At 46.9% G+C, this 6,649-nt stretch carries 5 protein-coding genes, 1 tRNA gene and 2 pseudogenes; 6 read left to right on the top strand and 2 right to left on the bottom strand.

Annotated elements, in window-relative coordinates; genetic code table 11:
- Positions 1 to 21 precede the first annotated feature (21 nt).
- Positions 22 to 112 (bottom strand) — tRNA-Ser (locus ATN88_RS15995).
- Between the two features lie 552 nt (positions 113 to 664).
- On the opposite strand from ATN88_RS15995, the gene ATN88_RS15990 reads away from it, so the two are divergent.
- From ATN88_RS15990 to ATN88_RS15965, 6 genes and pseudogenes are all read left to right on the top strand, one after another.
- Positions 665 to 1,810: an amino acid ABC transporter substrate-binding protein gene (locus ATN88_RS15990; RefSeq protein WP_067418038.1), complete on the top strand. Its 1,146-nt coding sequence runs from the start codon at positions 665 to 667 to the stop codon at positions 1,808 to 1,810.
- A gap of 71 nt (positions 1,811 to 1,881) precedes the next feature.
- Positions 1,882 to 3,089, top strand: a pseudogene (locus ATN88_RS15985) (amino acid ABC transporter permease).
- 3 nt (positions 3,090 to 3,092) lie between these two features.
- A pseudogene (locus ATN88_RS15980) lies at positions 3,093 to 4,192 on the top strand (amino acid ABC transporter permease).
- Positions 4,193 to 4,209: 17 nt separating this feature from the next.
- Complete coding sequence (locus ATN88_RS15975; RefSeq protein ID WP_067418035.1) at positions 4,210 to 4,962, top strand: amino acid ABC transporter ATP-binding protein; 753 nt, start codon at positions 4,210 to 4,212, stop codon at positions 4,960 to 4,962.
- Between the two features lie 209 nt (positions 4,963 to 5,171).
- Complete coding sequence (locus ATN88_RS15970) at positions 5,172 to 5,843, top strand: Bax inhibitor-1/YccA family protein (RefSeq protein ID WP_067418033.1); 672 nt, start codon at positions 5,172 to 5,174, stop codon at positions 5,841 to 5,843.
- 107 nt (positions 5,844 to 5,950) lie between these two features.
- Positions 5,951 to 6,280, top strand: a complete 330-nt coding sequence (locus tag ATN88_RS15965; protein WP_067418029.1) for a TusE/DsrC/DsvC family sulfur relay protein — start codon at positions 5,951 to 5,953, stop codon at positions 6,278 to 6,280.
- A 28-nt stretch (positions 6,281 to 6,308) separates the two neighbouring features.
- Here ATN88_RS15965 and yccX read toward each other — a convergent pair whose 3' ends face one another.
- Positions 6,309 to 6,581: an acylphosphatase gene (gene yccX / locus ATN88_RS15960; RefSeq protein WP_067418026.1), complete on the bottom strand. Its 273-nt coding sequence runs from the start codon at positions 6,579 to 6,581 to the stop codon at positions 6,309 to 6,311.
- Positions 6,582 to 6,649: the final 68 nt, after the last annotated feature.

Here is a 6,649-nt window from a genome sequence, read left to right as displayed (position 1 = left end):
CCTTAGCTCATCAATGAAAAGTGGCGGAGGGATAGGGATTTGAACCCTAGATACGCTATTAACGTATGCCGGTTTTCAAGACCGGTGCTTTCAACCACTCAGCCATCCCTCCGTAGGTGCGGCGAATGATATAGGCTACCTGAAAAGCTGTAAATCAATTTTTTATGCAAAACTGTTCGAACGCTTATCTTTGAATCAATTCGGTCAATTGCACAGCAACTGGTGCATATATCGCCCAACGTTTTCATGAGCTTGGAATAATATGCAGTTTTTGTTTGCATAAACATCTATTCAAATTGCACACAGCAATCTAGTCATTTCCAAAACGATTAAAAATATCACTCATCCGCCGAACTTAATAAAGATGAATGCTTCATAACAATTTATTCAAGATTGTGTACGTAAAAACAGTACGTTACGAACGTGCTTCAAGACATTTTCTAGCGATAAATGTCTCATTTTTTCAAAGATCATTGCATAGGTCACACCTCTAGCCTGTTCGATTTGCAGCCAAACGATCCGATTCTATACTGAGGTTTGTTAATTTGATGTTAACAATGACTTTAGTGTGGTTTTGTGGGGTTCACTCTACTTTAGGCAGCTTGCCTCCAATGAACCTCACCCACATACGAGCAACCAGTAATAACCAAAAGGATTGATAGGTATGGTTAATAAAAAGTCGACATTAGGGCTTGCGGTTCTCTCCGCACTGCTTCTCGCAGGTTGTGACTCTGGTGGCAACAGTGCAGAGAGTCAAAAGCAAATCGATGGTCTGAAGGATCAGGTAGCGTCGCTTGAGAAACAACTCTCTGAAGCTAAAGCAGGCTCTTCTCAAGCTCCGGCTCCATCAGCTCAAGGCGAAAACACGCTAGATAAAGTGAAAAGTGCTGGTGTGATCAGCTGTGGCGTAAGTACTGGTCTTCCTGGCTTCTCTAACCCAAATGCCAGTGGTGAGTGGGAAGGCATTGATGTCGAGTTTTGCCAAGCTATGGCTGCTGCAGTCCTTGGTGACAAGAGCAAAGTTAAATACGTTCCACTGACGGCAAAAGAACGTTTCACCGCGCTTCAGTCTGGTGAAATCGACGTTCTGTCTCGTAACACCACATGGACATTGCAACGTGACGGTACGCTAGGTCTGAACTTCGTCGGCGTAAACTACTACGACGGTCAGGGCTTCATGGTGAAGAAAGATCTGGGCGTTAACAGCGCACTGGAGCTTGACGGTGCATCGGTTTGTGTTCAATCCGGTACAACGACAGAGCTGAACCTTTCTGACTACTTCCGTTCAAACGGCATGTCGTTCAAGCCAGTGGTTTACGATACGTATGATGCAACAGTTAAAGGTTTCGAATCTGGCCGTTGTGACACACTGACCACTGACCAATCGGGTCTGTACGCATCTCGTATCAAGCTGTCTGATCCAGACAGTGCTGTGGTACTGCCAGAGATCATCTCTAAAGAGCCGTTAGGCCCAGTTGTTCGTCAAGGCGACGATAACTGGTTCAACATCGCGAAGTGGACGTTGAACACCATGATTAACGGTGAAGAGTTCAACATCACGTCGGCAAACGTTGATGAAATGGTGAACTCTAAGGATCCAAACATCCGCCGTATCCTTGGCCAAGATGGTCCAAAAGGTAAAGGTTTGGGCCTGAATGATGACTGGGGTTACCAAGTCATCAAGCAAGTGGGTAACTACGACGAGAGCTTCCAACGCACTGTCGGCTCTGATTCTCCACTGCAAATACAACGTGGTGTGAATGCCCTTTGGACTGATGGCGGCATTCTTTATGCGCCACCTATCCGCTAAGTAATATCGCTACAAACGGGGAGCGTATAACGCTCCCCAACGCTCACGTTCAAGGATAGAGGTGCAGTTGTATGGCATCCAAAGATAATGCATTAAATTCTGAGGCGAGCACTCGTCCAGAAGTAAAGCAGAGTCTCATCTACAATCCGACTTTCCGCTCCATCATATTCCAAGCTGCTGCGATCATTGGTCTGGTATTTTTCGTCTACACCATTGTAAACAATGCACTGACGAATCTGGACGCTCGAGGCATCGCAACCGGCTTTGGTTTCTTATCTCAGGAAGCGGGATTTGGGATTGGTTTGACTCTCATCGAGTACGATGAAACGTATTCTTATGGCCGAACCTTTTTTGTCGGTCTTCTCAATACAGCCCTGGTTTCTGTGCTGGGGATCGTCTTGGCAACCATTGTTGGTTTCCTTATCGGTATTGCACGCCTCTCAAGCAACTGGCTATTAAGCCGTTTTGCGGCTGTGTATATCGAGACGTTCCGAAATATCCCACTTTTACTCCAGATTTTTTTCTGGTACTTCGCTGTGCTCCAAGCACTGCCCTCGCCCAAAGAAAGTATCAGTGTGGGTGAATGGCTGTTCCTTAACGTTCGAGGTCTCTATTTTACGCGCCCTGTTTTCGAAGAAGGAGCCATGCTGATCGGTATCGCCTTAATTGTCGGTCTGGTTTTCAGCTTTGGTTTGTCTCGCTGGGCGAAAAAGAAGCAAGATGCAACAGGTCAGCAAACGCCGGTATTCACATTGTCGCTCATCGCGATTATTGGTTTGCCGCTGATCGCTTTCCTTGTACAAGGCATGCCTATTTCGCTTGAGCACCCTGTGCTTAAAGGCTTCAACTTCCGAGGTGGTATCTCCATCATCCCTGAGTTGGCAGCGTTGACGTTAGCCTTATCAATTTATACTGCGTCTTTTATTGCCGAGATTGTGCGTTCTGGTATCAATGCGGTGAGCCACGGGCAAACTGAAGCGGCAATGGCACTTGGCTTGCCACGAGCCAAAACGCTGAGATTGGTCATCATCCTCAGGCGATGCGAATCATCATTCCACCGCTCACCAGCCAGTATCTAAACCTGACGAAGAATTCTTCGCTCGCGATGGCAATCGGCTATCCCGATCTGGTTTCGGTATTTGCAGGCACAACGCTAAACCAAACAGGTCAGGCGATAGAAATTATCGCAATGACCATGGCGGTATACCTTTCGTTGAGCCTTTTGACGTCGTTCTTGATGAACATTTACAACGCAAAAGTCGCATTGGTTGAGAGGTAGGATATGACTAAACAGCATCAGTTTCAGCCAGACCTGCCGCCTCCACCAAATACCGTGGGTGTCGTGGGTTGTTGAGAAAAAATCTGTTCTCAACCCCGCTAAATTCCCTCATGACTATCGTTTTAGCCTTTCTTGCTATCAAAGGTCTGTGGGCGGTTGTCGAATGGGCATTTATCAATTCAGATTGGGTGGGTTCAACTAGAGACGATTGTTCCCGTGAAGGGGCTTGTTGGGTTTTCATCAACGTCCGCTTTGAGCAGTTTATGTTTGGCTTCTACCCTCAAGAGGAATTGTGGCGACCTAAACTGTTCTACGCGGTGCTTGCTATCTTCACCGGGTTACTGATCTACGAGAAAACGCCGAAGCGTGGATGGATCCTTCTTCTCTTTGTTGTCGCGTTTCCTCTGATGACGACCTTCTTGCTGTTCGGTGGTATGGGCGGCCTGCCAAAAGTGGAAACCCACCTTTGGGGCGGACTCCTGATCACGATGATCATTGCCATCGTCGGTATCGTTATCTCATTGCCAATCGGTGTGGTTCTCGCCTTAGGACGTCGCTCTGACATGCCGATCATTCGAAGCCTATGTACGGTTTACATCGAAATCTGGCGTGGTGTACCACTCATCACTGTGTTGTTTATGGCGTCAGTTATGCTGCCATTGTTCATGGCTGGCGAATCTGAGACGAACAAACTGGTTCGCGCCTTGATTGGTGTGGTGATGTTCTCCGCGGCGTACATGGCTGAGGTCGTGCGTGGTGGTCTTCAAGCGATTCCAAAAGGCCAGTATGAAGCAGCAGATGCGCTGGGCCTGACGTATTGGAAGAAGATGAACCTCATCATTCTTCCTCAAGCATTGAAAATCACCATTCCATCAATCGTGAACACCTTCATCGGTTTGTTCAAAGACACCAGTCTCGTTCTTATCATTGGTATGTTTGACGTGCTGGGCATTGGACAAGCGGCGAACACTGACCCGCAGTGGTTAGGTTTCGCAACAGAGAGCTACGTGTTTGTGGCATTGGTCTTCTGGATATTCTGTTTCGGTATGTCCCGATACAGTATTTATCTAGAGAACAAGCTTCACACTGGTCACAAACGCTAAGAAACAAGGATTGTATTATGACTCAACAAGTAGACTCTCCAGTCATTCAACTGACCGATGTGAACAAATGGTATGGTCAGTTCCACGTTCTCAAGAACATCAACCTTTCGGTCTCGAAGGGCGAGAAAATCGTTATCTGTGGCCCTTCTGGCTCTGGTAAATCCACGATGATTCGCTGTATCAACCGATTGGAAGAGCATCAGCAGGGATCCATCATTGTTGGCGGTACAGAACTCACTGACGATTTGAAAAACATTGAATTGGTCAGAAAAGAAGTTGGCATGTGTTTCCAGCATTTCAACCTCTTCCCTCACCTCACCGTGTTAGAGAACTGTACGCTAGCCCCGATTTGGGTAAAGAAGATGCCGAAAGAGGAAGCAGAAGCGATTGCCATGAAATATCTGGAACGCGTGAAAATTCCTGAGCAAGCGGACAAGTTTCCAGGTCAACTCTCGGGCGGTCAACAGCAGCGCGTAGCGATTGCACGTTCGCTTTGTATGAATCCAAACGTCATGCTGTTCGACGAACCTACATCCGCACTCGACCCAGAAATGGTGCGTGAAGTGCTAGATGTTATGGTTGAGTTGGCAGAAGAGGGCATGACCATGCTGTGTGTAACGCACGAGATGGGTTTTGCTAAGGAAGTAGCTGATCGCGTTATCTTTATGGATGCCGGAGAGATCATTGAGGAGAACGAACCCGAGCAGTTCTTCAATAACCCTCAATCTGACCGAACGCAGCTCTTCTTGAGCCAAATCTTGCACCATTAAGGCTAAAATTGGCCGTTAACCACGGTAGTTAACGGCCGATTAACACTTGTTTACAAGTTCGCCTGAAATCTCATTTCGAGATATATCAGTGTTCTCAAGGGTTAAGAGGCTTTATTATCACTTCTGCGACAATTGGTACTTGAAAAATTGTGCCACAAGCGCAATAAATGACGTATTAGAAATAAACCGTACCCTACCGGGAGAAAGATATGAACGATCGTTTCGTTTCCACTAGCCAAACGCAAGAAAGTGTACTGGCTACTAACAAAGTACTGCGTAACACCTACGCACTGCTTTCTATGACACTGATCACCAGTGCTATTGCCGCTTTCATCGCGTTGGTTGTTGGCATTAGCCCAATGATGTCACTAGGTATGACACTTGGCGCACTGGCGATTGTTTTCTTTGTACTGCCTAAAGCGGTCAACTCTTCATCTGGCATCGTTTGGACATTCGTGTTCACCAGCTTGATGGGTGCGTCATTAGGTCCAACACTGGCATACCACCTCAACCTTGCTGGCGGCCCTTCAGTCATCATGCAAGCACTGGGTACCACTGGTTTAGTGTTCTTGGGTCTGTCTGCTTACGCAATTAGCAGCAAGAAAGACTTCTCATTCATGGGCGGTTTCCTTGTAGCTGGCGTTATCGCGCTGTTGGTAGCAATGATTGCAAACATCTTCCTTGCAATCCCAGCTCTAAGCTTGGCTATCAGCACCATCGCTGTTCTGATTTTCTCTGCGTTCATCCTGTATGACACCAGCAATATCATCAACGGCGGCGAAACTAACTACATCCGTGCGACAGTTTCTCTGTACTTGGATATCTTCAACATCTTCGTTCACCTGCTAAGCATTCTTGGCATTATGAACAGCGACGACTAATCGCGAATAAAGATGACAAAAAGCTCCTTCGGGAGCTTTTTTTGTTTCTGCTTGATGCCAACTGAGCAAGCCGATATGCTTGGCGCGTTCGAAAAATGAGGTTATCCATGTTGGAATTAAACGGTAAACAGATTGAGACCGACGCTCAGGGCTATCTAAAAAACTTCGCTGATTGGCATGAAGAATTGGTACCAATGCTTGCAGCAGAAGAAAACATCGAGCTGACTGAGGCGCATTGGGAAGTTGTTTACTTCGTTCAGGATTTTTACAAAGAGTTCAATACCTCCCCTGCTATTCGTCTTCTGGTGAAATCCATGGAGAAAAAATACGGGCCGGAGAAAGGCAACAGCCGCTACCTGTATAAGCTCTTCCCTAAAGGTCCAGCGAAACAAGCTACTAAATTGGCAGGTCTGCCAAAGCCAGTTAAATGCATTTAAAAAAAGAGGCGCAAATCGCGCCTCTTTTTTATTGAATAGAAAAACCGTCTATCGCTTTCCAATCTTCTAGGTGGTGGACGAGATTGGTGACATTTGCCGTTGGTGGCCCTTTCTCAAGCCAACTCAATAAGGCGTTTACGTTATTCTCCTCCCCGCACATCAACACCGTCACCGTTCCATCAGACTCATTTTTCGCAAACCCTGTGAGCGACAAACGCAGCCCTTCATGGGCGGTATGAAATCTGAACCCCACACCCTGCACACGACCTGAAACGGTCGCTCTAACACAAATATGTGACAATGATCTCACTCCATTGTTTGGTCTAACCAGTGGTCGACAGTGTAATATGCGCGGGATCAGATTGAAGC

The sequence above is a fragment of the Enterovibrio coralii genome, from assembly GCF_001559595.1.
In the GTDB taxonomy this organism is placed as follows: Bacteria; Pseudomonadota; Gammaproteobacteria; order Enterobacterales; family Vibrionaceae; genus Enterovibrio; species Enterovibrio coralii.
The sequence above is the reverse complement of the archived record's forward strand: the minus strand, read 5'-3'. Positions and strand labels throughout refer to the sequence as shown.

Bases quoted from the DNA above. Each gene is read 5' to 3' on its own strand.
- ATN88_RS15965 (WP_067418029.1), top strand. From the start codon at position 5,951: ATGTTGGAATTAAACGGTAAACAGATTGAGACCGACGCTCAGGGCTAT.
- ATN88_RS15975 (WP_067418035.1), top strand. From the start codon at position 4,210: ATGACTCAACAAGTAGACTCTCCAGTCATTCAACTGACCGATGTGAAC.
- ATN88_RS15990 (WP_067418038.1), top strand. From the start codon at position 665: ATGGTTAATAAAAAGTCGACATTAGGGCTTGCGGTTCTCTCCGCACTG.
- ATN88_RS15970 (WP_067418033.1), top strand. From the start codon at position 5,172: ATGAACGATCGTTTCGTTTCCACTAGCCAAACGCAAGAAAGTGTACTG.